A 22,358-nucleotide genomic window follows, 5' to 3' on the forward strand; every position below is an offset into this window, starting at 1 on the left:
GGATCGGTGTGTTAGCCGATATAGCCATCATGCCGATGGCTGGAAATACCCCGCCAACGCCCGCAGGTCCTGCTCGTTCAGCAACCCTGCAAAATACTTCAGTTGTATCCGCGCCAGCAGATACGCATGCCGCGCATCCGCCAGGTCGCGGCGTGCCGTGAACAGTTGCTGCTCGGCATCCAGCACATCGAGGTTGACGCGCTCGCCACCGGTCACGCTTTTCTTCGTCGCCGTCACCAGGGCGGTGGCCGAGCTGACCGCCATTTCATACGCCCGCACTTTGGCCGCGCCGCTGGTGTTGAGGTTGAATTGCTTGCGCAGTTCGATCAGCGTCCTGGCGGTCTGCGCGTCCAGTTCATATTGGGCCTGGGACAGTTGATTGGCGGCCTGGCGCGTCGACGCCGACACCGAGCCACCGGCGAACAGCGGCAGGCTGACCTGGATGCCGACGCTGTTGGTGTCGTACTTCTGGTTGTAGCTGCTTTCCGAATCCGAGCTGGTCTGGCGGCTGCTCGCATACAGGCTGACCTTGGGCATGTGCCCGGCGCGCTTGCGCTCCACTTCGTATTCGGCGACGTCCAGCGCGTGGTGCTGGGATTTGAGCTCCGGGTTGTTGGCCATTGCCATTTCCCGCCAGGTCTCGAAACGGTTGGGCTCCAGCGGCGGGATCTCGAACTGGCGAGTCAGCGGCGCCAACTCGTCTATCTGCAACGGCTGGCCCACAATCGCTTCCAGCTCGCGCAAGGCTGCGTCCTGGGTGTCCAGGGATTCGATCTCTTCGGCCTGGGCCAGGCTCAGGCGTGCCTGGGTTTCCAGCACATCGGTGCGGGTGCCCTCGCCGCCCTTGAGCAGCCGTTCATTGAGTTGCAGGCGCTCGGCATACGCGCGTTTCTGGGCGCGGCTCAGCTCGATCCGCTCCTGGGCCAGCAATGCCTGGCTGTAGGCGCTCAACACCCGCACGGCCAGTTCCTGGCTCTTGCTGCGAAAGCGTTCATCGGCAAACAGCGCCTGCGCTGCACCCTGGCGATAGCGCGCATAGGCTTCGTAATCGAGCAGCGGTTGTTGCAGGGTCAGGGTCGAGGCATAGCTGCGGTAATCGCGGTCGCTGGTGACGTTGCCCACCGCCGTCGACTGGGTGACTTCGGATTCATTGCGCGAGTTGTTGTAGCTCCAGGACAGGTTCGGCAACAGCCCGGCGCGGCCGATGATGCGGTTTTCCTCGCCGGCCTCGCGCTCCTGGATTGCCGCCTGAAACGTCGGATCGTTGCGCAGGGCCAAGTCATAGGCGTCGAGCAATCCCAGCGCCTGAACCGATCCACTGCAGGCACAACACAGACCGAATAACAGCGCCTTCATTCTTCCACCAACGCCATGTGAGTCCGATCCAGCAAGGGTTTGAACAGGTAGTTGAGCATCGAGCGCTCACCGGTTTTGACGAACGCTTCCACCGGCATGCCCGGGCGAATCTGCAAGCCGTCGAGCTGGCGCATGCCAGCTGCACTGACCTGGGCGCGCAAGGTGTAATACGGCTCATCGGTGCGCTCGTCGACCTGGCGGTCGGCCGACACCAGCGTCACTTCACCGGCAATGCGTGGGGTGGTGCTCTGGTTGAACGCCGAGAACAGCAACTCCACCGGCAAGCCCGGGTGCACCTTGTCGACCATCTGCACCGGCACCCGCGCTTCCACCAGCAGTGGTTCGCCCTGGGGCACGATGTCCATCAGCGCCTGGCCGGGCTTGATCACGCCGCCTTCGGTGTACACCTCCAGCCCCACCACCACGCCAGCCGCCGGCGCGCGCACCAGGCTGTTGGCCAGTTCGAATTCGGCCGAGGCCAACCGGTTGCGCAAGTCGTCGCTGCGGGTGCGGGTTTCGGCCAGTTGGCCGCGCAGGTCTTTCTGGAAGTCTTCGCCGAGCTGGCGGATGCGCAGGCGCAGTTCAAGGACTTGCCGTTGCAACTGGCCGATGCGGCCGAAATCCTCGGCAATCGCACCGTCGAGCTGGGCATACAGCCGTTCATTTTCCAGCAGCCGATTGCGCGGAATGTAGCCGTCCCGCGCCAGCTCGCGCAGGCCTTGCAGTTGTTCATTCATCGCGGTGCGTTGCAGCACTTTGCTGGCCTGGGATTCCCGGGTGCCGCGCAATTGTGCCTCGGCCCCGGCGATGGTTTCCCGCAGGCCTTGCTGCTCCGTGGCCAGGGCCTGGGCGCGACTGCTGAACAGTTGCCGTTGCAGGCTCAAGGTGGCGGCGGCCTCAGGCTCGTTCAGCAGTTCGGGGCCGAAGACGATGGCCGACAAGCCTTCGCTCTCGGCACTCAAGCGCGCTTCGCTGGCCCGGGACGCAATGAACTGGCTGCGCAAAGACTGCATCTGCCCGCGCAACGGGGTTTCCTTCAGGCGGATCAATACCTGGCCGGCGCTTACCACCTCGCCATCGCGCACCTCGATCCGCTCGACGATCCCGCCCGCGGGGTGCTGCACCGTCTTGCGGTGCCCCGACACCATGACCTTGCCGGACACCGCCACGCCCTTGTCCAACGGTGCCAGCGCGGCCCAGCCAAGGAACCCGGCAAACCCGCCAAGCACCAGCAACCAGCCCAGGCGCGCGTATTTTTTATCGTCCAGCGCCAGCACGTTGTTCACCGGCGGCACGCTGTTGTCCGTCACAAGCACAGGTCGGCTCATGCTTTTTTTCCTTCACCGAGGCGGTAGCTCATGCTCATCGCCGACACCGGTTTGGGCGGCGCGGCCGCCGGTTTCTGCGTGGCCTCCAGCACCCGCGCCGTGGGCCCGAACGCCTGCAACTGGCCGTCCCGCAGGATCAGTAATTGGTCCGTCAACGCCAGCACAGGGGTCTTGTGGGTGATCAGCACCAGCGTGCGACGCTGCGCCTTGAGCAAGGTGATGGCATGGAGCAAGGCCTGCTCGCCGGCCTCATCGAGATTGGAATTGGGCTCATCCAGTACGATCAGCGCAGGCACGCCGTACAGCGCTCGCGCCAGCGCGACACGTTGCTTCTGCCCGCCGGACAACCCGGCACCGCCCTCCCCCAGTTGGGTGTCGTAGCCTTGGGGCAACTGCAGGATCAGTTGATGCACGCCGGCCATTTGCGCGGCAGCGAGCACCTTGTCCGAATCCACGGTGTCGAAACGCGCGATGTTGTCGGCAATGCTGCCGGCGAACAGCTGGATGTCCTGGGGCAGATACCCAATGTGCGGGCCGAGTTGCTGCTTGTCCCATTGCGCCAGGTCCGCGCCGTCCAGCCGAACCTTGCCGGCCAAGGGCGCCCAGGCCCCCACCAGCAACCGCGCCAGGGTCGACTTGCCGCAACCGGAAGGCCCGATCACGCCCAGCACGTCACCGGCAGGCAGGCTGAACCCGAGGTTGGCCAATGCAGGCCGACGACTGCCGGGCGCACACGCGCTTACCTGCTCGACCGTCAACTGGCCGCTGGGCGCCGGCAAGCTCATGCGCTCGGTGCGCGCCGGGTTGGCCGCCAGCATCAGGGTCAAACGGTCATAGGCCAGGCGCGCCGAACTCCACTGTTTCCACACGCCGATCAGCTGGTCGATAGGGCTCAGTACCCGCCCCATCAGGATCGAGCCGGCGATCATCATGCCCGGCGTAATCGCCCCCTGCACCGCCAGCAATGCGCCCAGACCGAGGACCAATGACTGCAACGCCAGGCGGACGCCCTTGGACCAGGCACTGATGGCAGCGGTCTTTTCACTGGCCAGGTTCTGCGCCGCCAGAAACGCCTGGTGCTGGGCAAACCAGCGCGCACGCAGGGTTGCCAGCATGCCCATGGCTTCGATGGCTTCGGCATTGCGCAGGTTGGCCGTGGCCTGCTGGCTGGCGCTGATCGACAGCTGATTGGCCTGAGTCAACGGTGCCTGGCAGATGTGCTGGTTGGCCCACGCCAGCGCCATCAGCATCAGCGCACCGGCCAGCGCCAGGACGCCGAGCCAGGGGTGGAACAGGAAGATCACCAGCAAGTACACCGGAAACCACGGCGCATCAAAAAATGCGAACAGCGCCTGGCCGGTGGCGAACTGGCGCAAGGTCGTCAGGTCGCTCAACGCCTGCCCAGCCGCCTGGGTACCGCCCTTGAGTTGCGCCTCGAACGCGGCGTCGTACACCCGCTGGTTCAGGCGCATGTCCATCTGTGTGCCAAGGCGGATCACCACCTGGCTGCGCACCCACTCCAGCGCGCCCATCAAGCCGAACAAGCCAAGGATCATCAGCGTCAGCATCAACAGGGTCATCGAGTTGCCGGAGGCCAGCACCCGGTCGTAGACCTGCAACATGTACAGCGCCGGGGCCAGCATCAACAGGTTGATCACTGCCGAAAACAGGCCAATGTTGAGGAAGCCACTTTTATAGGCCGTGAGAGCGGCCAGGGTTTCGTTGCCGGCATGGCGCATCGAGGGAGTCTCATGGGGGAAATCGGGAAGCGCCGCCCGCGTTTGACACGCCACGCGCCGCTGCGCAGAATTTGTCACCGCCGTCGCCCTGGCCTTCGAAACTCACGGCGACGACGGGGTTTACGCAGCGAATGGGAGAGCGATCTTCCATTCGCTTTTTTCATTGCGCAGCAACATCAGGCAGCGAGTGCCCAGTCCTGTGCAACGTCCTGCACGCCTACCAGGGCGACGTCGGTGGTGGTTGCCGTAGCGTGTGCTGCCAGGCCGGCCGAGATCTCGTCGAAGGTGTTGGCGGTGGACAGGCCGAAGTCGTCCAGCAGGTTGTTGAGCACGGTTTCCAGTGCCGAGGTGTTGCCTTGCATCAGGCTGTAGATCACGTTCTGAACGTCATTGCCGACGCGGCCTGCACCTTGTGCCGCGCTCAAGTCGAGGCCGTTGAAAGCCACTTTGAACGCATCGAGGGTGAAGTCGCTGCCATTGCCGCCGCCCAGGCCGGTGCCCAGTTGAACGTTATCCAGGTTGCCCCACAGGTAGTGGTTTTCGTTGTGGCTGGCTGGCAGCGCCGGGTTGAATACGTAGTGCAGGCCGTTGCTGGTGTTGCTGTCGGCAATGAACGCGTAGTCGGAATTGTTGGCGCCGTGGGTCGAATACTGGTCGCCGCTCAGGGAGCCGTTGCTGAAGCCGCCGGTGTTGCTGCTGCCGTGACCCGCAGTGTTGAACCCCAGTGCCCAGTCGGTCAGGTAGTCCGAGACGGAGTAAGCACCGAGCGCAGCTTCGTAACTAACAGAAATAGTCATCACTTAACCTCGTTATAAACAACACGATTGATCAGCACGCTCATACAGCGCACTTTTTGCCCACCCTTGGGCAAAACCGTTGGTTGATAAAGTGCCGTGGCACCTTGATCAGAACTTGTATTCGAGCATCCCGCTCAACGTTCGCCCGCGCGCCAGGCTCAGGTTATTGGCGTCCCCCATGGCAACGAAGTAGGCCTCATCGGTGGCGTTTTCCAGCGCCAGGGCGATGTTCAATTGTTCGGTCATCCAGTAGCTGGCGTACAGGTCATAGAGGGTGTACTGGGGCCATAGCGCCTGGTCGATGAAGTCATAACCTTGTGAGTCGAGGTTCTCGCCATTGCCTGAGCTGTAGCGCACGCGGACGCCCATATCGAGTCGCTTTTCCAGGAAGCGCGCGCCGAAGGTCAGCGAGCCGCGATCAGCCGGCATATAGGTGGCGTTGCCCATGATCCGGCCACAGCTTTCCTTGTTGTTGGCGACATCGTCGTCCAGCACCTCATACGTGGTCACCGGGCGCAGGCCGATCGTGCCGTTTGGCCGGGTGTAGCGTTCATAGCGTGTGGTGGACGGCCCGTTCTTCTTCGCCCCGCCCATGTAATAGTTCTTCGAGCAGAACTCATTACTGCCGATCATATGGGTGTAACTAAGGTTGGCGTACGCCCGCCCCATGTCGTAGTTGAGCTGGTACTCCACCCCCCGAAAGCGCGTGGGGTTGGTGTTATTGACGTACGCCATCGTGCCGAGAAAACCGCCGACGGAGGTCTCCGGCAAACTGACGCTGTGATTGAGGAAAGAGAAGTTCTCGATCCGGGTATCGAAGTAAGCCACCTTCATGCCCAGGCGGTCGTCACCGAACAGCAGTCCCTCTTTGAATACGTTCACGCCCATTTCCCAGTCCCGCGACTCTTCGGGTTTCAGGAACGGGTTGGGAAATACCCGCTCTGATGAGCTGCCACCGTGAGGACGCCCGGTCATGAAGGTTTCCGTTACCGCCGGCGGGCGCCAGCCCTTGCCCCAGCGGGCGTAGAGTTGCATCCAGTCCAGCCCCGGCTTTATGCCGATACCGAACGTGGGAGAGAACTGGCCCTCTTCTCTATCAATGTCGAAAACCTCCTCGACACGCTTGGCACCTACCGTGCTGCTGTAGAACCGATCGCGCCGGTACAGCGTCATCCCGGTGACCCCTTCCAGCCGATAGCGGTCGTACCGCAAGCCCGCATCCAGCGTCAGCCAGTCGCCATATTCGTACTGCAGGTTGTTGAACAGGCTGGCGATGGTGCGTTTGCCACCGGGCGTCCCGCCTTCAACGTAAGGCAACAGGCCGGAAAGGTTGGTGGCCTCGACCTTGTTGGTACTGGGCTTGAACTTGTCTTGATACACCTCCACGCCGTAGTTCCAACTCACATGCCCCAACGCATCGAAGTCGAACCGCGATGTGTTGTCGCCCTGTACACCCCAGGTATCGGTCTGAAAATGATCCGTGTAGCCCGCCACATAGTTGCCGGAGGTCAGCGACGCGGTGTTGGGCGCATTGTCCCGGTCCATCTGTGTGGTGACGTAGTAGACCTTGGCCTTGAAATCGATCAGCGGGTTATCCGGCGTGTAGCGATAATCCAGTCCGACGTTCCTGGCATTGAGGTTGTTCTTGCTGACGCGCTGGTAGTACACGCTCTGGTTATCCGGGGCGGTGTAGGCCCACGCGTCATTGCTGTCGCTGTCACTTTCCAGGTAGCTCAGTTGCACCCGTTGGTCATTGGGCAGGTTCAGGCCGAACTTGACGATTTGCGAGCGGGTCACGCTGCCGGTGTCACCGACCTCACTGTTCAGCCAATCGTCGAAGGCCGCAGGCTGGGAGTCACGAGCGCGCAAATGAGTGCCCAGTTTCTGGTCGTTGTGGGTACCGGCGCGGTAGTCGCCAAAATGCCGTTCGCTGTACCCCAGCAGCACGTCGCCGCGCTCGTCGCCAAAGGCAAACACACCGCTGCCGTTGAAATAGGTGCCGTTACCCAGTTCACCAATCCCGCTACCGGCACGCAGACGCCCGCCATAGTCCTTGCCATCGGCCAGGAACTCACTGGCCTCCAGGGTCTTGAAGGATGCAATCCCGCCCAACACGGCAGCACCGCCCTGCCCGGACTGGCTGCCCTTGTCGATTTCGATGCTGGAGATGAATTCCGGGTCGATCAACATCGTGCCGTTGCGCTGCTGGTGGCCGTTGACGTTGAAGTTCTGGCGCATGCCGTCGATGTTCATGTTGACCCGGCCGTAGTCCTGCACGCCGCGGATGTTCACCGACAGGCCCGGGTCACGCTGGTTGACGGCGGTGTACACGCCGGCGGTTTCTTCGAGCATGTCGGCGGCGTGGCGTGGTGGGCGTTTGTCGATCTGCTCGCGACTGATCACGGCCACCGAGCGCGGTGTGTCGTACACCCAGTCGCTTGGCTTGCCGTTGGTGTTGCCGGTGATGGTGGTGGTGCCCACGGTCAGCGCACCGTCATGGTCGGCGCCGACGCGAGTCAGCGTCACCTGCCGGTCCCCGGTAAAGCGGTATTCCACCGGTGCACTGCCCACCAATCGGCCGAGGCCTTCCTGGGCGCTGTAACGGCCCTTGAGCGCGGTGCTGGTGAGGCCTTGCAGGCGCGCGCTGTCGAACAACACTTGCAACCCGGCCTGGTCGGCGAACGTCAGTACGGCAAGGCCCAAGGGTTGCGCCGCAATATCAAACGTCAACGTGACAGGCTGTGATTCACCGACTGGCGCCTCGGCGGCCTGCACCTGGCAGGCGGAGGCTAACAGCCCCAGGTGGATGGCAAGGGCCAACCGGCTACCGGTGTTGCGCCCCTTGGTGATTGCAGACATCGACGTTATCCCTTCGCTGACCATTCTTGTTTATGCGAATACTTCTCACTTAACAGGACGTGTCAGGCGTCGGAACTCAGTAAGGTTTTTTTGAAAGTTTTTTCAAAGGGCGTAAACGGGGCCCGGCGACCCCATCAATAGATCAGGCTCAGCCCCGCCAGATCAAAGCGCTGCACCTGTAATTCTTCGGTCAGGGTGCCGAGGGCCGTGTCGAGCATATCGAGGCGGAACACGCCGCTGACTTCACGGGTGCCGAGGTCGGCATTGGTCAGCACCACCTTGCCCGGCCGGTAGCGGTTGAGCTGTTCGATGACCTTGGCCAGCGGCAAGCGGTCGAAGATCAGCACACCGCGACGCCAACTGGTGGCGCGCTCCAGGTCGAAGTCGTCGAGGGCGACCACGCCGTTCTCCGGGCTGTAGCGCGCAGCCTGGCCTTCCTTGAGCACCGTTTCTTTCTGCGGCAGCGCCTGCAGCGTGACGGCCACACTGTGCTGCAACACTCCGACCCAGGCCTGCCGGTCGTCCTCACGCTCGACCACAAACCGCGTGCCCAGGGCACGGGTTTGCCCGCTGGCGCTGTGCACCACGAACGGCCTTTTTTCCTCACCGGCCATGGGCGCCACATCAAAGATCGCCGAGCCTTTGATCAGGCTGATGCGCCGCTGCACACCGTCAAACTCCAGCTTGATCGCACTCGCAGAATCCAGTTGCACGCTGCTGCCGTCCGCCAGGTGCACGGTGCGCACTTCGCCTTTTTGGGTGAAGTAATCGGCCTGCATCTGCAGCAGCGCCTCAGGCCCGCGCACCCAGCCGACGCCCGCCACCACCAGCAACAGCGCAACACTCGCCGCCATGCGCCACGGCCTGCGCCGACGAGGGCCGCGCACCGGCGCAGCGGTAGCGGGCGGCCGCTGGCGATGCACCGTCTCCTCGCGATGCACCTCGCCCAGCGCCGCCCACGTCTGCTCGGCAAAACGCAGCGCCGCTTCATGGCGGCTGTCTCTGGCGATCCATTGGCGCAGCTCGGCCTGCTCCTGATCGGTCAGGGCGCCGGCGTGCAGGCGCACCGCCCAATCGGCAGCCGCCTCGGTAATGCTGTGCTGTTGCGGACCCGGGCTATTCACGTGTGAATCTCGAATTTTTCGTTATATAACGCTGTGACGTCTGACCCCGGGTTTGTCGGTAATTCATTCGTCGGATGGCCCCGCCTCACCTTCCTGCAAACGCTGCATGACATACGCCAGCGCCTTGGCCAGGTGCTTTTGCACTGAGCTGTCGGAAATATCCAGGTGCCGTGCGACCTGGGCATGGGTCATGCCCTCGATCCGGTTGAGGCGGAAAATCTGCCGGGTACGCTCCGGCAATTCCGCCAGTGCCTGCTTCAATGCCTGCCGCTGTTGCTGCGCCATCGCCTGAGCCTCCAACCCGGCCATTTCATCTTCAATCTCGGCCAGCGCCTCATGGGGCACGGAGTCGGTCTTGCGCCGCGCCTCCTGGCGGATATGGTCGATCAGCAGATTGCCGGCCGTGCGATAGAGATAGCCCTGGGAGTTGTCGATGCGCTCGCCGGCCGGCTTTTGCGCCAGGCGCAGGAAACTCTCCTGCACCAGGTCTGCGGCCAACTGCGGGTCCCGTACCTTGCGTGCGAGATACCCGCGCAGGGTATCGGCGTGCTTGAGAAACAGGCCTTTGAGATCCACGTCCGACAAACCGACTCCCTGGAATGTTAAGGAAACAGGCGGGCATCTTAAGCGTTGTCGAGAATGATTTTCAATTGATATCAACTCTGATCCACACAACGGTGGTTTTCATTCTGCGTTCGGTAATCGAACGGTTCCCACCCACGCGATTGACCAAATTAACCATTCAGTACATTTTATCGACATACATAAAAACAACAGTGGAGAACCCTCTATGCCGCCCATCGTGCTGGTGCTCAACGGCCCCAACCTCAACCTGCTCGGCACTCGCGAGCCCGCCACTTATGGCCATGAAACCCTGGCCGACCTTGCTGCCCTGTGTGGCCGCAGCGCCGAGCAACTGGGCCTGAAAGTCGAATTCCGCCAGACCAACCACGAAGGCGAATTGCTGGACTGGATCCACGGCGCCCGCGCCCGTTGCGCCGGCATCGTGATCAACCCGGCAGCCTGGACCCACACTTCGGTGGCGATCCGCGACGCGCTGGTGGCCAGTGAAGTACCGGTGATCGAGGTGCACTTGTCCAACGTGCATGCCCGGGAAGCGTTCCGTCATCACTCGTTCGTGTCGCCGATTGCCAAGGCGGTGCTGGCCGGGTTTGGCAGCCACGGTTATCACCTCGCCCTCGAACATTTCAGCAAGACCTTGAAGGGATGAGCGCGGTGTCCAAACGTCGAATTCTGGCCGGCCTGATCGGCGCCGGCATCCAGGCTTCCCGCACCCCGGCCCTGCATGAGCATGAAGGCGATGCCCAGGGCCTACGTTACCTCTATCGCCTGATCGACCTCGACCGGCTACAGGTGGATACCCGCGCCCTGCCCGACCTGTTGATGGCGGCCGAACAGATGAACTTCACCGGCTTGAACATCACCTACCCGTGCAAGCAGGCGATCCTGCCGCTGCTGGACGAACTGTCGCCCGAAGCGCGGGGCATCGGCGCGGTGAACACCGTGGTGCTTTGCGACGGTAAACGCATCGGCCACAACACCGACTGCCTGGGCTTTGCCGAAGGCTTTCGCCGGGGCTTGAGTGATGTGGCTCGCAAGTTCGTGGTGCAGATGGGCGCGGGCGGCGCCGGGGCGGCAGTGGCCCATGCGCTGCTGGGTGAAGGCGTGGAACGCTTGAGTATTTTCGACATGGACGCCGATCGTGCCCGCAGCCTGGCGGACAACCTCAACCAGCATTTTGGTACCGGCCGGGCGCAGGCCGGCAATGACCTGGAAAGCGCCATGGCCGAGGCCGATGGCCTGGTGAACACCACGCCGATGGGCATGGCCAAGCTGCCGGGCATGCCCGTACCGCTGGGCACCTTGCGCGCCGACTTGTGGGTAGCGGAGATCGTCTACTTCCCACTGGAAACCGAACTGCTGCGCAACGCCCGCGCCTTGGGCTGCCGCACCCTGGATGGCGGCAACATGGCGGTGTTTCAGGCGGTGAAGGCGTTTGAGTTGTTCACTGGCGAAGTGGCGGATGCAGAACGCATGCTCGCGCACTTCCAGAGCATGACCACCCAACTGTAGAAACCGGATCAGAAATGTGGGAGCGGGCTTGATCGCGAATGCGGTGGATCAGCCAAACATCCGGCGACTGACACTCCGCCTTCGCGAGCAAGCCCGCTCCCACATTTTGCTCAGTGTTGAACTCAGGCCTGCAAATAGCGCAACACCGACTCGCAGATCATCGCCCGATGCCGCTGCTTGACCGCCTCGTCCGACAACTCGATCTGAAAGATCTCGCTGAAGGTGTGGCGGTTCGACACCCGGTAAAAACTGAACGAGTTGATCAGCAGGTGCACGTCCAGCGGCTCCAGCCCTTCCCGGAACAACCCCAACTCGGCGCCCCGGCGCAACGTGGTGCCAAGGGCTTCGAGGATGTTGCTGTTCATCGCCTTGATCGACGTCGACTGCTTTACATACTCGGCGTTGTGGATGTTCTCGATGCTCACGATGCGCACAAAATCCACGTTCTGATCGTGGTGATCAAAGGTGAATTCCACCAGCCGGCGGATCGCTTCCCGGGGCTCCAGGGCCGTCAGGTTCATCCGTGTCTCGGTGTTGCGAATGTCGCCGTAGAGTTTCTCCAGCACCTCGACGTAGAGCTGCTCCTTGCTGCCGAAGTAGTAATAGATCATGCGCTTGGAGGTCTGGATACGCTCCGCGATCGCGTCCACCCGGGCGCCGGAAAGGCCCTGGGTGACAAACTCGACGATGGCTTCCTGGAGAATGTTCTCGCGGGTCTTTTCCGGGTTGTTCTTGCGGCTCTTGCGCGGTGCGGTGGCCGCGGCGGGAAGCTCGGAGGTCAGGGTCATGGTGCGCTCACGGCCTTAGGTGCAGGCGCTGATTATGGGCCGCGCCGCACGCCGAAGGAAGCGCCGGCACCTTACAACCTGGCCTGGCGCACCGCACCGCTGCGGGACTTGGCCATGGCCGCCAGGCGCACCGCCACGTTGGCCGCACCGTAACCGGCGTAACCGTTCTTGCGCTGGATGATCTCGAAGAAAAACCGGCCCTCGAACGGTTCGGTATAAACGTGAAACAGTTCACCGCCCTGGGCATCGCGGTCGTAGAGGACGTTGTAATACGCGAGCTGGCTGAGGAACTCGTCATCGAAATCAAACCGCGCCGCCAGGTCATCGTAGTAGTTCAGCGGGATATCCAGCAGCGGCACGCCCGCATCCTTGGCCCGGCTGACCTCGGCGAAAATGTCCGCGCAGTCGAAGGCAATGTGGTGCACGCCCGAGCCGCGATAGCTCGACAGCGCGTGGGAAATCGCGGTGTTGCGGTTCTCGGAAATATTCAGCGGCAGGCGAATCGAGCTGCAACGGCTGCGCAGTGCCCGGCTTTTCACCAGGCCATAGGGGTCCGGCAGCACCACTTCGTCGTCGGCTTCGAAATCCAGCAGGCTCTTGTAGAACAACACCCAACTGTCGAGGCTGTCGGCGGGCAAGGCCATGGCCATGTGGTCGATGCGCAGCAGGCCGCCGCTGGCAGCGCTTGCGGGTTGCAGGTTGAAGTCGGTGTCGTAGAGGCCGCCTTCGCTCTGATCGACGAGGTAGATCAGGCTGCCATCCGGTGCACGCACCGCTGCCAGCTCCAGCTCATTGGGGCCGACCAGCCCACGATACGGCTGGCCCTTGTAGGCCACCGCCCGCTCCAGGGCCTTGGCGCTGTCCTTGACGCGGATCGCCGTGGCGCACAACGACGGGCCGTGGGCCTCGAAGAAGTTATGGGCGAAGGAATAGGGTTCGCAATTGAGGATCAGGTTGATATCGCCCTGGCGCAACAGGCTGACGCTCTTGGATCGATGCTGCCCGGCCTTGACGAAGCCCAGGCGCTCCAGCCATGAAGTGAGCTTGGCGCCGAGGTTTTCATCCACGGCGAATTCGAGGAATTCAATGCCGTCGTATTCGCTGGCGGCCGGGGTTTCAAACAGGATCTCGGGGACCGGCGTCGCTTCTTGCTCCAATCGCTGGCGGGTTTTCTCTTCGAGGTACAGCAGCGAGCGCAGGCCGTCGGCGGCATTCGCCCGGGTCGGCGCGGCGCGGAAGCCGTCGTTGAAGATTTCCAGGGACAACGGCCCGGTGTAGCCACTCTTGATGATCGGGGCGAGAAAGCCCGCCAGGTCGAACTCGCCCTGGCCTGGGAAGCAGCGGAAATGCCGGCTCCATTCCAGTACATCCATCGCGAGGATCGGCGCATCGGCCATCTGCACAAAGAAAATCTTGTCGCCGGGAATCTCGGCAATCGCACTCGGGTCGCCCTTGAGAGACAGGGTGTGGAAGCTGTCGAGCAACACGCCCAGGCTCGGATGATCGATCTTGCGCACCAGGTTCCACACCTGCTGCCAGGTGTTGACGTGCCGGCCCCAGGCCAGCGCTTCATAGCCGATGCGCAAGCCCCGGCGGCCAGCGTGTTCGGCCAGCAGGCTCAGGTCATCCAGCAGAATGCTTTCATCGCCCACGGAATCGGCTGACGCGTTACTGCACACCAACACCAGGTCGGTGCCCAGCTCCTGCATCAAGTCGAACTTGCGCTCGGCCCGCTCCAGGTTGCGTGCCAGGCGGTCGCGGCGGCAGCCCTCAAAGTCCCGGAACGGCTGGAACAAGGTGATGGCAATGCCGAGGTCGGCGCACATTTGCCTAACTTCACGCGGACTGCCGTCGTAATACAGCAGATCGTTTTCGAAGATTTCCACGCCATCAAACCCGGCAGCCGCGATGGCTTCGAGTTTTTCCGGCAAGGTTCCGCTCAAGGAAACGGTGGCGATGGAGCGTTGCATGGGGCGACTCCCGGCATTGAGGCATGTCTTGTTTACGGCAAATTATTGGCCGCCAGGTTCATCACAGCAATTGAAATGTACGAACCGGTTAGTTTTATGGGCGATTATCGAACAGAATGGCAATCGGCGAATTGACGATTTTTTAGCCGCTGCGCACCATCGACAGCACATTGAGCCCCGCTTCCATTGAGTGGCCTCGGTTAACCAAGACCCTGAACACACCATAAAAATTTCAAAAAAACGGGTACTTCCTCATGCCTTCGCAAAATCCCGCCGTGGCCGTGGGCCACAGCAATCCCCATAGCGGCATCGGTGACAAAATCCGTGGCGCCATGGCTGTCGGTAAAACCCGCTGGGGCATGCTGGCCCTGGTGTTTTTCGCCACCACCCTGAACTACATCGACCGCGCCGCCCTCGGCGTGATGCAACCGATCCTGGCCAAGGAAATGAGCTGGACGGCGATGGACTACGCCAACATCAACTTCTGGTTCCAGGTGGGTTACGCCATCGGCTTTGTGCTGCAAGGCCGGTTGATCGACCGGGTCGGCGTCAAGCGCGTGTTCTTCTGCGCGGTGTTGCTGTGGAGCCTGGCCACTGGCGCCCACGGCCTGGCCACCTCGGCGGTGGGCTTTATGGTCTGCCGGTTCATTCTCGGGCTGACCGAAGCCGCCAACTACCCGGCCTGCGTCAAGACCACCCGCCTGTGGTTCCCCGCTGGCGAGCGTGCCGTGGCCACCGGGATCTTCAACGCCGGCACCAACGTCGGCGCGATGATGACGCCGATGCTGCTGCCGCTGATCCTCCACGTGTGGGGCTGGCAGGCGGCGTTCCTGTGCATGTCGGCACTGGGCGGGATCTGGCTGGTGCTCTGGGGCTTGAAGTACTACAACCCGGAAGACCATCCAAGCGTGAAGCAATCGGAACTGGACTACGTGCAACAGGAAGTCGAACCGGAACAACCCCGCGTACCGTTCAGCCGGATCCTGCGGATGCGCGGCACCTGGGCCTTCGCCCTCGCCTACTCGATGACCGCGCCGGTGTTCTGGTTCTACCTGTACTGGCTGCCGCCGTTCCTGAATCAGCAATACAACCTGGGCATCAACGTGACCCAGATGGGCATCCCGCTGATCATCATTTACCTGACGGCGGACTTCGGCAGCATCGGCGGCGGGATCCTGTCTTCGTTCCTGATCGGACGCGGGATGAACCCGATCAAGGCGCGGCTGCTGTCGATGTTGCTGTTTGCCTGCTGCATCGTCGGAGTGATCATGGCCGCCGGCTCCAGCCACCTGTGGGTCGCGGTGTTTGCGATTTCCCTGGCCATCGGCGCGCACCAGGCCTGGACCGCCAACATCTGGAGCCTGGTGATGGACTACACGCCCAAGCACATGATGAGTACGGTGTTTGGTTTTGGCGGCATGTGCGCGGCCATCGGCGGGATGTTCATGACCCAGATCGTCGGCCATATCCTGACCGTGACCAACAACAACTACACCGTGCTGTTCACCCTGATTCCGGCGATGTACTTCATCGCGCTGATCTGGATGTACTTCATGGCGCCGCGCAAGATTCCGACCGTCGAGGTCTGAGTTTCCTACCTGCGCCGCTGCTGCCAGGCAGCGGCCAACCCGCTCAGGCAAATCACCCCGATCCCGACCACGGTGGTCAGGTCCGGGGTGTGGTTGAACACCAGCCAGCCCAACAACCCCGCAAACACGATCTGGCAATAGCCGAACGGCGCCAGCAAGGCCGGCGCTGCGAAGCGGAAGGCCTGGGTCAGCATCAAGTGTGCGGTCATCCCGCAAGTGCCCAGCGCCAGCATCAGCACCCCGTGCCACAGGCTCGGCACCTGCCAGAAGAACGGCACCAGCGCGCTCATCACCAAGGTATTGCACAACCCGGCGAAGAAGTTGCTGGTGGTGGGCGTGTCGTACTTGCTGAGGATGCGGGTGAGCAGTTGGTAGAAGCAGAAGAACAACGCCGACGTCAGCGGCAACAACACCGCGGGGGTGAACAGCTCACCCCCCGGGTGCACAATGATCAGCACCCCGATAAACCCGCAAATCACCGCCAGCCATTGGCCGCGGGTCACGTGTTCACCCAACAGCGGCACCGACAACGCGGTGACCAGGATCGGCGCAAGAAAGTTGACCGCCGTGGCCTCGGCCAACGGGATAAAGTGCAGCGCCGCCGTAAAGAACAGGCTGGTGCCCAGCAGGCACAACGCCCGCGCCACTTGCAGTAAAGGGCGTTTGCTGCGCAGTACCCGCAGGCCCGATTGCGGCAGGAAGATCCCGGCCATCAACAGCGTGTGCACCAGGTAGCGGGCCCACACCACCATCACGATCGGGTAGAACCCGGCCAGGTATTTGGACAGCGCGTCGTGGCTGGAAAACAGAAAGGTCGCCACCACAATCAGCAAAATGCCTTTGAGCGGGTGGTTGACGCCGGAAAGTGGGGTACTGAGGGTCATTGCATTCTCTTGAGTGACAGGCTGAAATGACCGCCGCATACCGCGGCATAATCTAGAACGGGTAAAGCGCCTCGCTCAAGAGCATAACCAAACACTGTTCGAACAGCGCACTAAATTGCGGTTTTCCAGTCCAACGCTTCACGCCGCCCCGCCCACTGCGCGTTTTTTAACCAAGGCCTTCTCACCATGAAAAAAACCCTGTTGATTCTTTCGACCCTGACGCTGCTCAGCGCCTGCGACAAGCAAGCCGAGACCGCCAAGGCGCCCGCCCCGCCGTCTGTCCAGGCAACGTTGGTACCGCAAGTGCTGCCCACCGACAAATGGGTCGGCAAGTGGATTGGCGTCGAAGGCCTGAACCTGACCATCGCCAAGGACGAGAGCATCGGCCGCGGCCACTATGTACTGACCATGAAATACGGCCTGGATGACGACGATTCCGGCACCTTCAAGGGCCAGGCATCCGAAGACGGCATCACCTTTGAACGCCCGGACGGCCCGCAGATCCTGAGCGCTGGCGACGGCGAAGCCACTGGCCTGAAATGGCTGGCCGACAAGAAGGACTGCCTGATCGTCGACACCGGCGAAGGGTATTGCCGCGACTGACACAAGCTTCATACAGGTCGGACGACACAGCGTTTAGCATCGTCAGACAGCCGGACTGGCGCCAACCCTACACACCAACAACACTGAGCTGCAGGTTCACAAAGAGGATTGCCACATGCTATGGAAAAAAGGCCGACGCAGCGACAACGTGGTAGACGCCCGCGATGACAGCGGCGGCGGTGGCGGTGGCATGCGTTTTGGGGGCGGCAAGGGCCTGAGCCTGACGGCCATCGTGCTGATCGTCGGCATCGGCTGGCTGACCGGCCAGGACCCGATGCAGATCCTCGGGCAACTCAGCGGCCAGCTCACCGAGCAAGCGCCCTCCGTCAGCCCGCAAACCCGCCAGGCGCCGCCGGCCAATGATGAACAAGCCGACTTCGTGCGCGCCGTCCTCGGCGACACCGAAGACACCTGGGCCCAGGTGTTCCAGGAAAACGGCCTGACCTACAAGAACCCCAAACTGATCCTGTTCCGCGGCCGGGTGAACTCCGCCTGCGGTGGCGCCACGTCCGCCAGCGGGCCGTTCTATTGCCCGGCAGACCAACAGGTATACCTGGACCTGGATTTCTTCCGGGAAATGTCCCAGCGCTTCAAGGCCGCCGGCGACTTCGCCCAGGCCTACGTGATCGCTCATGAAGTCGGACATCACGTGCAGACGCTGCTGGGCATCTCGGCGAAGATTCAGGCAGCCCGCCAGCAAGGCCGGCAGATGCAAGGCGACGGCGGCCTGCTGGTGCGCCAGGAGCTGCAAGCCGACTGCTTCGCCGGGGTGTGGGCCAACCGCGCGCAAAAGCGCCTGAACTGGCTGGAGCCCGGCGACATTGAAGAAGCACTGAATGCGGCCAACGCGATTGGCGATGACCGCTTGCAGCAACAGGGCCAGGGCCGCGTGGTGCCTGACTCGTTTACCCACGGCACCTCGGCACAGCGGGTTCGCTGGTTCAAGACCGGCTTCGCCCAGGGCCAGATCACTCAATGCGACACCTTTACCGCCAAGAGCCTTTAAATGAATAAACGACTGGGTCTGCTGTTAGGTTTGTTGATCACCTGTTCCTCCTCCACCTGGGCTGCCGAACATGGCGTCAAGGTGGTCAGTCCCGATCGTTTTCACCTGGATGCCGGCGACCTGAGCGTCGGCTTGAGCCAGGACTGGCGCCAGCCGCTGCCTCAAGTTACCCGCGCGCTGATCATCGTGCATGGCCGTTTGCGCAACGCGATGACCTACCTGGACAGCGGCGAAAAAGCGGCCGAAGCCGCAGGACAAAACGCCAATACCCTGGTGATTGCGCCACAGTTCCTCAACCAGACCGACCTCAAGCGCAACCAGATCGACAGCCAGACCCTGCGCTGGAACAGTAACGACTGGATGGCCGGCGAGCCGTCCACAGGCCCGGGCCAGATCAGCTCCTACGGCGCGCTGGACCAGATCATCAAGCACCTGGGCAACCGCAAGCTGTTCCCGAACCTGAAGGAAATCGTGGTGGCCGGCCATTCCGGTGGCGGCCAGGTGGTGCAGCGTTTTGCGCTGACCGGGCATGATCACCCGCTGCTGCAAACCGAGGGCATCAGCCTGCGTTATGTGGTGGCCAACCCGTCGTCCTACGCGTACTTCAGCCCACAGCGTCCGGTGAAATTCGATGTTGCCAGTTGCCCGGGCTTCAACGACTGGAAGTACGGCATGCAAAACCTGCCGGCCTACGCCAAGGGGCAAAGTGCCGAGCAGCTGGAGCAGGCTTACGTTTCGCGTAATGTCACTTACTTGCTGGGCCAGCAGGACACCGACCCGAATCACCCGGCGCTGGACAAGAGCTGCGGTGCTGAAACCCAGGGCGCGTATCGCTTGATTCGCGGGCACAATTATTTTGACTACCTCAAGCAGCGGCACCCGCAGTTGGGCCACAAGCTGGTGGAAGTGCCGGGGGTTGGGCATAACGGGGACAAGATGTTTACGTCGCCTGAAGGGCAGAAAGTACTGTTCCAATAACCACTGAAGAAACCGGATCAAAAATGTGGGAGCTGGCTTGCCTGCGATGGCATCACCTGGGTGTTACTGATACACCGCAGTGTCTGCATCGCAGGCAAGCCAGCTCCCACATTTGATCTTCATTGCCTGGGGTTAGAGCATCCGGCGCAATACCGCGCAATCTTCGGCATGCCAATCCGCCAGCTCCGGCCACGGGTTTTCCGGCAGATTGACCAGCACAGTCTTCGTCCCCGCCGCCCGCCCACAATCCAGATCAAAGCGGTAATCACCGACCATCACCATCTCTTGCGGCGCCACTTCCCACGCTCGCGCCAGCTTCAACAAACCACCCGGGTCAGGCTTGGGCGGCGCATCATCACGCCCCAGCACATCCTCGGCTGCAAAGCAGTCCGCCAGGCCAATCGCCTGCAATGTCACATGGGCCAGCTCCCGCGCATTGCGCGTCAGGATGCCCAGGCGATAACCCCGCCCGGCCAATTCCCGCACCAACTCCACCGCCCCCTCCGCCGCCACCGAACCCAGCGCCAACTCACGCTCATGCGCAAGCAACCACGCATGCTTGGCCGCTGCTTCATCGGCGGGCAACGCCGCCAGGTGCGTAAGAATGTCGTCAGTCGCCGGAATATCCAGGGCCACGCGGATCGCCGCAAAATCATGCACGGCCACCGTCAGGGTGCCATCCATGTCGAACACCCAGTGCTTCACATCACTGAGGCTCATGCCCAATCCTTGCGATGACGAATCAAGCCTTCCTGGGTAACCGATGCCACCAGTTGCCCGGCGCGGTTGTACACGCTGCCCCGGGAGAACCCACGGGAATTGCCGGCCCATGGGCTGTCCATGGCGTAGAGCAACCAGTCATCGGCACGCAGGTCGGCGTGGAACCACAGCGCGTGGTCGAGGCTGGCGACTTGCATGTCTTTCTGCCACACGGTCTTGCCGTGGGGCAGCAGCGAGGTGGTCAGCAGGCCGAAGTCCGAAGCGTAGGCCAGCAGGTATTTGTGCAGCGCCGGCGAGTCGGCCAGGGCGCCGTCCGCACGAAACCACACGTATTTGACCGGGTCGGACGGCTGCGGGTTGTACGGGTCTTTCTCGGTCACCGGCCTTACTTCGATTGGCTTGGGGCACAGCAGCTTTTCGCGCATGTGCTCGGGAATCAGGTGCGCACGCTGCTGGGTCAGCTCCAGCTCCGACGGCAGGTTCTCCGGGCCGACCACCACAGGCATGGTGGTCTGGTGCTCGAAGCCTTCTTCGTCGTACTGGAACGAAGCGCTGCAGGTGAAGATCGGGTTGCCCTTCTGGATCGCCGTCACCCGGCGCGTGCTGAAACTGCCGCCATCGCGCACCCGGTCAACCGAATACACCACCGGCAACGCCGCATCGCCGGGGCGCAGGAAGTAACCGTGCAACGAATGCACATGCCGCGCCTCTTCAACGGTCTGGCTGGCTGCCGACAGCGACTGGCCGAGCACCTGGCCGCCGAACAGCTGGCGAAAGCCCAGGTCCTGGCTGCGGCCGCGAAAGAGGTTTTCCTCGATCGGTTCCAGGGTCAGCAGGTCCACCAGATCTTCCAACACTTGGCTCATAGAGCATCTCCTACAACAATCTATTGGGCATTCCGGGCTGCTTATCCGTGCAGCGTGTCCAACCATTGGGCGCGGGTGATGCGATACAACACATGATGCCGCAAGGGGTCATCGGCTGCGACCTTGGGGTGTTCAAAATCTGCCAGGGGATCGTAATGCATACCGATGGCCTGCATGACTTTTTGTGATGGCAGATTGGCTTCAGTGGTAAACGAAACGATTTCGTCCAGCTTCAGCCGGTCGAAACCACAGCGCAGGGCAGTCCAGGCGGCTTCGCTGGCGTAACCCAGGCCCCAGTGTTCCCTGGCCAGGCGCCAGCCGATCTCCACCGCCGGAGTGAACGGTGCCTCGAAGCTCACATTCAGCAAGCCGGTGAGGCCGATGAATTCGCCGCTGTCCTTGCGCTGCAACGCCCACAGGCCAAAACCGTACTCGGCAAAATGGCCGCGAATACGCCCGATCAGCGCGGCACTTTCCAGGCGGCTCAAGGTGGCCGGGAAATACCGCATCACCTGCGGGTCGGCGCACATGCGCGCAAACTCCGGCAAGTCGGCATCGCTCCATTGGCGCAGCACCAGGCGTGCGCTTTCCAATTGCAGTATCGGCTCCATTGGTCCCCCTCCCTTGCCATGTGCGTGAGTGTAACGCGCTGTTAAGATCCGTCGCTGGTTCCCGTCAGAAATCGCCATGCCCTTGCCATTGATCTACCACGACGACTACAGCCCCGAGTTCCCGGCAGACCACCGCTTCCCCATGGATAAATTCCGCCTGTTGCGTGACCATCTGGTGGAGAGCGGCCTGACACGGGACAGCCAACTGCTGCGCCCGGAACTCTGCCCCGCCGAGATTCTGGCCCTGGCCCATGAACCTGGGTATATCGAACGCTACATGAGCGGCGAGTTGTCGCGCGAAGACCAACGGCGCCTTGGCCTGCCTTGGAGCGAAGCCCTGGCCCGGCGCACCGTGCGCGCGGTGGGCGGTTCGTTGCTGGCCGCCGAGCAGGCCCTGGAACACGGCCTGGCCTGCCACCTGGCCGGCGGCACCCACCACGCCCACTACGATTACCCGGCGGGTTTCTGCATCTTCAATGACCTGGCCGTGATCAGCCATTACCTGCTGGCCAGCGGGCGGGTCAACCGGGTGCTGATCTTCGACTGCGACGTGCACCAGGGCGACGGCACCGCACGCATCCTCCACGACACCCCGGATGCAATCACCGTGTCCCTGCACTGCGAAAAGAACTTCCCCGCGCGCAAGGCGCAAAGCGACTGGGACATCCCGCTGCCGATGGGCATGGGCGACGCGGACTACCTCAAGGTGGTCGACGATGCCCTCAACTACCTGCTGCCGCTGTATCAGCCCGACCTGGTGCTGTATGACGCCGGCGTGGATGTACACAAGGACGACGCCCTCGGCTACCTCAAGCTGACAGACCAAGGCGTCGCCGCCCGCGATGAAAGCGTGATGCGCCACTGCCTGGGCCGCGATATTCCGGTGGTCGGGGTGATCGGCGGCGGCTACAGCAAAGACCGCCCTGCCCTGGCCCGTCGCCACGGGATCCTGCACCACAGCGCGCAGCGCGTCTGGACGTCATCAGGCTGTCATTGAGTTATGCGCGTTACCCACAATCGCTGTGGAACTGCCTGTGGATAACCTG

20 protein-coding genes are annotated in these 22,358 nt (G+C 62.4%); 7 read left to right on the forward strand and 13 right to left on the reverse strand.

Translation table 11 applies throughout. The features are described from left to right. Positions 1-27: 27 nt before the first annotated feature. The 7 genes from QF039_RS25110 to QF039_RS25140 all read right to left on the reverse strand — a co-directional run bounded on the left by QF039_RS25110 (position 28) and on the right by QF039_RS25140 (position 9,788). Positions 28-1,356 carry a TolC family outer membrane protein gene (locus QF039_RS25110; RefSeq protein ID WP_177020964.1) on the reverse strand — a complete coding sequence of 443 codons (1,329 nt, stop codon included), beginning with the start codon at positions 1,354-1,356 and terminating at the stop codon, positions 28-30. Next, complete coding sequence (locus QF039_RS25115) at positions 1,353-2,684, reverse strand: HlyD family type I secretion periplasmic adaptor subunit (RefSeq protein ID WP_003215553.1); 1,332 nt, start codon at positions 2,682-2,684, stop codon at positions 1,353-1,355. Before QF039_RS25115 ends, QF039_RS25110 begins: the two co-directional genes overlap by 4 nt. Next, positions 2,681-4,423, reverse strand: coding sequence for a type I secretion system permease/ATPase (locus QF039_RS25120; RefSeq protein WP_102369947.1), 1,743 nt, complete (start codon positions 4,421-4,423; stop codon positions 2,681-2,683). Before QF039_RS25120 ends, QF039_RS25115 begins: the two co-directional genes overlap by 4 nt. A gap of 176 nt (positions 4,424-4,599) precedes the next feature. Then, positions 4,600-5,220, reverse strand: coding sequence for a heme acquisition protein HasA (locus QF039_RS25125; protein ID WP_003215551.1), 621 nt, complete (start codon positions 5,218-5,220; stop codon positions 4,600-4,602). A 108-nt stretch (positions 5,221-5,328) separates the two neighbouring features. Next, on the reverse strand, positions 5,329-8,079 hold the full coding sequence (locus QF039_RS25130) for a TonB-dependent receptor (RefSeq protein ID WP_307521246.1): 2,751 nt from the start codon (positions 8,077-8,079) through the stop codon (positions 5,329-5,331). Positions 8,080-8,213: 134 nt separating this feature from the next. Continuing rightward, entirely contained in the window at positions 8,214-9,203 is a 990-nt protein-coding gene (locus QF039_RS25135; protein ID WP_307521247.1) for a FecR family protein, read from the reverse strand. 63 nt (positions 9,204-9,266) lie between these two features. Beyond that, positions 9,267-9,788 (reverse strand): RNA polymerase sigma factor, encoded by a 522-nt coding sequence (locus QF039_RS25140; RefSeq protein WP_177029001.1) that lies wholly within the window; start codon positions 9,786-9,788, stop codon positions 9,267-9,269. A gap of 205 nt (positions 9,789-9,993) precedes the next feature. Here QF039_RS25140 and aroQ point away from each other — a divergent pair, with 205 nt between their 5' ends. Continuing rightward, positions 9,994-10,434 (forward strand): type II 3-dehydroquinate dehydratase, encoded by a 441-nt coding sequence (gene aroQ, locus QF039_RS25145; RefSeq protein ID WP_087693554.1) that lies wholly within the window; start codon positions 9,994-9,996, stop codon positions 10,432-10,434. Continuing rightward, positions 10,431-11,297: a shikimate dehydrogenase gene (locus QF039_RS25150; protein ID WP_307521251.1), complete on the forward strand. Its 867-nt coding sequence runs from the start codon at positions 10,431-10,433 to the stop codon at positions 11,295-11,297. The genes aroQ and QF039_RS25150 overlap by 4 nt, the downstream gene beginning before the upstream one ends. Positions 11,298-11,419: 122 nt before the next feature. On the opposite strand, the gene QF039_RS25155 is transcribed toward QF039_RS25150, so the two are convergent. Both QF039_RS25155 and quiC read right to left on the reverse strand, forming a co-directional pair. Next, entirely contained in the window at positions 11,420-12,085 is a 666-nt protein-coding gene (locus QF039_RS25155; protein WP_003215538.1) for a TetR/AcrR family transcriptional regulator, read from the reverse strand. Between the two features lie 71 nt (positions 12,086-12,156). Continuing rightward, entirely contained in the window at positions 12,157-14,055 is a 1,899-nt protein-coding gene (quiC, locus tag QF039_RS25160; protein ID WP_214499388.1) for a 3-dehydroshikimate dehydratase QuiC, read from the reverse strand. A gap of 254 nt (positions 14,056-14,309) precedes the next feature. On the opposite strand from quiC, the gene QF039_RS25165 reads away from it, so the two are divergent. After that, positions 14,310-15,644 carry an MFS transporter gene (locus QF039_RS25165; RefSeq protein WP_003215533.1) on the forward strand — a complete coding sequence of 445 codons (1,335 nt, stop codon included), beginning with the start codon at positions 14,310-14,312 and terminating at the stop codon, positions 15,642-15,644. 5 nt (positions 15,645-15,649) lie between these two features. Here QF039_RS25165 and QF039_RS25170 read toward each other — a convergent pair whose 3' ends face one another. Further along, the gene (locus QF039_RS25170; RefSeq protein WP_003215531.1) at positions 15,650-16,528 is read right to left on the reverse strand and encodes a DMT family transporter; all 879 of its coding nucleotides are present in this window, start codon (positions 16,526-16,528) and stop codon (positions 15,650-15,652) included. A 186-nt stretch (positions 16,529-16,714) separates the two neighbouring features. On the opposite strand from QF039_RS25170, the gene QF039_RS25175 reads away from it, so the two are divergent. From QF039_RS25175 to QF039_RS25185, 3 genes are all read left to right on the forward strand, one after another. Continuing rightward, on the forward strand, positions 16,715-17,131 hold the full coding sequence (locus tag QF039_RS25175; protein WP_301050055.1) for a hypothetical protein: 417 nt from the start codon (positions 16,715-16,717) through the stop codon (positions 17,129-17,131). Positions 17,132-17,246: 115 nt separating this feature from the next. Continuing rightward, positions 17,247-18,137, forward strand: coding sequence for a neutral zinc metallopeptidase (locus QF039_RS25180; protein ID WP_003215526.1), 891 nt, complete (start codon positions 17,247-17,249; stop codon positions 18,135-18,137). Next, on the forward strand, positions 18,138-19,115 hold the full coding sequence (locus tag QF039_RS25185) for a hypothetical protein (protein WP_003215523.1): 978 nt from the start codon (positions 18,138-18,140) through the stop codon (positions 19,113-19,115). It begins immediately after the preceding gene. A 132-nt stretch (positions 19,116-19,247) separates the two neighbouring features. Here the strand turns inward: QF039_RS25185 and QF039_RS25190 are convergent, their stop codons facing one another. The 3 genes from QF039_RS25190 to QF039_RS25200 are packed head-to-tail and all read right to left on the reverse strand — an operon-like array spanning position 19,248 to position 21,312. Next, positions 19,248-19,835, reverse strand: a complete 588-nt coding sequence (locus QF039_RS25190; RefSeq protein ID WP_307521258.1) for an HAD family hydrolase — start codon at positions 19,833-19,835, stop codon at positions 19,248-19,250. Next, complete coding sequence (gene tesB, locus QF039_RS25195; protein WP_003215520.1) at positions 19,832-20,701, reverse strand: acyl-CoA thioesterase II; 870 nt, start codon at positions 20,699-20,701, stop codon at positions 19,832-19,834. Before tesB ends, QF039_RS25190 begins: the two co-directional genes overlap by 4 nt. Before the next feature lie 41 nt (positions 20,702-20,742). Next, positions 20,743-21,312 (reverse strand): GNAT family N-acetyltransferase, encoded by a 570-nt coding sequence (locus QF039_RS25200; RefSeq protein WP_003215518.1) that lies wholly within the window; start codon positions 21,310-21,312, stop codon positions 20,743-20,745. Positions 21,313-21,388: 76 nt separating this feature from the next. Between QF039_RS25200 and QF039_RS25205 the strand changes: the two genes are divergently transcribed. Further along, on the forward strand, positions 21,389-22,309 hold the full coding sequence (locus tag QF039_RS25205) for a histone deacetylase (RefSeq protein ID WP_008436610.1): 921 nt from the start codon (positions 21,389-21,391) through the stop codon (positions 22,307-22,309). Positions 22,310-22,358 lie beyond the last annotated feature (49 nt).

The organism is Pseudomonas sp. W2I6 (genome assembly GCF_030815935.1).
GTDB lineage: Bacteria > Pseudomonadota > Gammaproteobacteria > Pseudomonadales > Pseudomonadaceae > Aquipseudomonas.

Coding starts and splice junctions, on each gene's coding strand:
- QF039_RS25110 (WP_177020964.1), bottom strand. CDS start 1,356: ATGAAGGCGCTGTTATTCGGTCTGTGTTGTGCCTGCAGTGGATCGGTT.
- QF039_RS25115 (WP_003215553.1), bottom strand. CDS start 2,684: ATGAGCCGACCTGTGCTTGTGACGGACAACAGCGTGCCGCCGGTGAAC.
- QF039_RS25120 (WP_102369947.1), bottom strand. CDS start 4,423: ATGCGCCATGCCGGCAACGAAACCCTGGCCGCTCTCACGGCCTATAAA.
- QF039_RS25125 (WP_003215551.1), bottom strand. CDS start 5,220: ATGACTATTTCTGTTAGTTACGAAGCTGCGCTCGGTGCTTACTCCGTC.
- QF039_RS25130 (WP_307521246.1), bottom strand. CDS start 8,079: ATGTCTGCAATCACCAAGGGGCGCAACACCGGTAGCCGGTTGGCCCTT.
- aroQ (WP_087693554.1), top strand. CDS start 9,994: ATGCCGCCCATCGTGCTGGTGCTCAACGGCCCCAACCTCAACCTGCTC.
- QF039_RS25150 (WP_307521251.1), top strand. CDS start 10,431: ATGAGCGCGGTGTCCAAACGTCGAATTCTGGCCGGCCTGATCGGCGCC.
- QF039_RS25155 (WP_003215538.1), bottom strand. CDS start 12,085: ATGACCCTGACCTCCGAGCTTCCCGCCGCGGCCACCGCACCGCGCAAG.
- quiC (WP_214499388.1), bottom strand. CDS start 14,055: ATGCAACGCTCCATCGCCACCGTTTCCTTGAGCGGAACCTTGCCGGAA.
- QF039_RS25165 (WP_003215533.1), top strand. CDS start 14,310: ATGCCTTCGCAAAATCCCGCCGTGGCCGTGGGCCACAGCAATCCCCAT.
- QF039_RS25170 (WP_003215531.1), bottom strand. CDS start 16,528: ATGACCCTCAGTACCCCACTTTCCGGCGTCAACCACCCGCTCAAAGGC.
- QF039_RS25175 (WP_301050055.1), top strand. CDS start 16,715: ATGAAAAAAACCCTGTTGATTCTTTCGACCCTGACGCTGCTCAGCGCC.
- QF039_RS25180 (WP_003215526.1), top strand. CDS start 17,247: ATGCTATGGAAAAAAGGCCGACGCAGCGACAACGTGGTAGACGCCCGC.
- QF039_RS25185 (WP_003215523.1), top strand. CDS start 18,138: ATGAATAAACGACTGGGTCTGCTGTTAGGTTTGTTGATCACCTGTTCC.
- QF039_RS25190 (WP_307521258.1), bottom strand. CDS start 19,835: ATGAGCCTCAGTGATGTGAAGCACTGGGTGTTCGACATGGATGGCACC.
- tesB (WP_003215520.1), bottom strand. CDS start 20,701: ATGAGCCAAGTGTTGGAAGATCTGGTGGACCTGCTGACCCTGGAACCG.
- QF039_RS25200 (WP_003215518.1), bottom strand. CDS start 21,312: ATGGAGCCGATACTGCAATTGGAAAGCGCACGCCTGGTGCTGCGCCAA.
- QF039_RS25205 (WP_008436610.1), top strand. CDS start 21,389: ATGCCCTTGCCATTGATCTACCACGACGACTACAGCCCCGAGTTCCCG.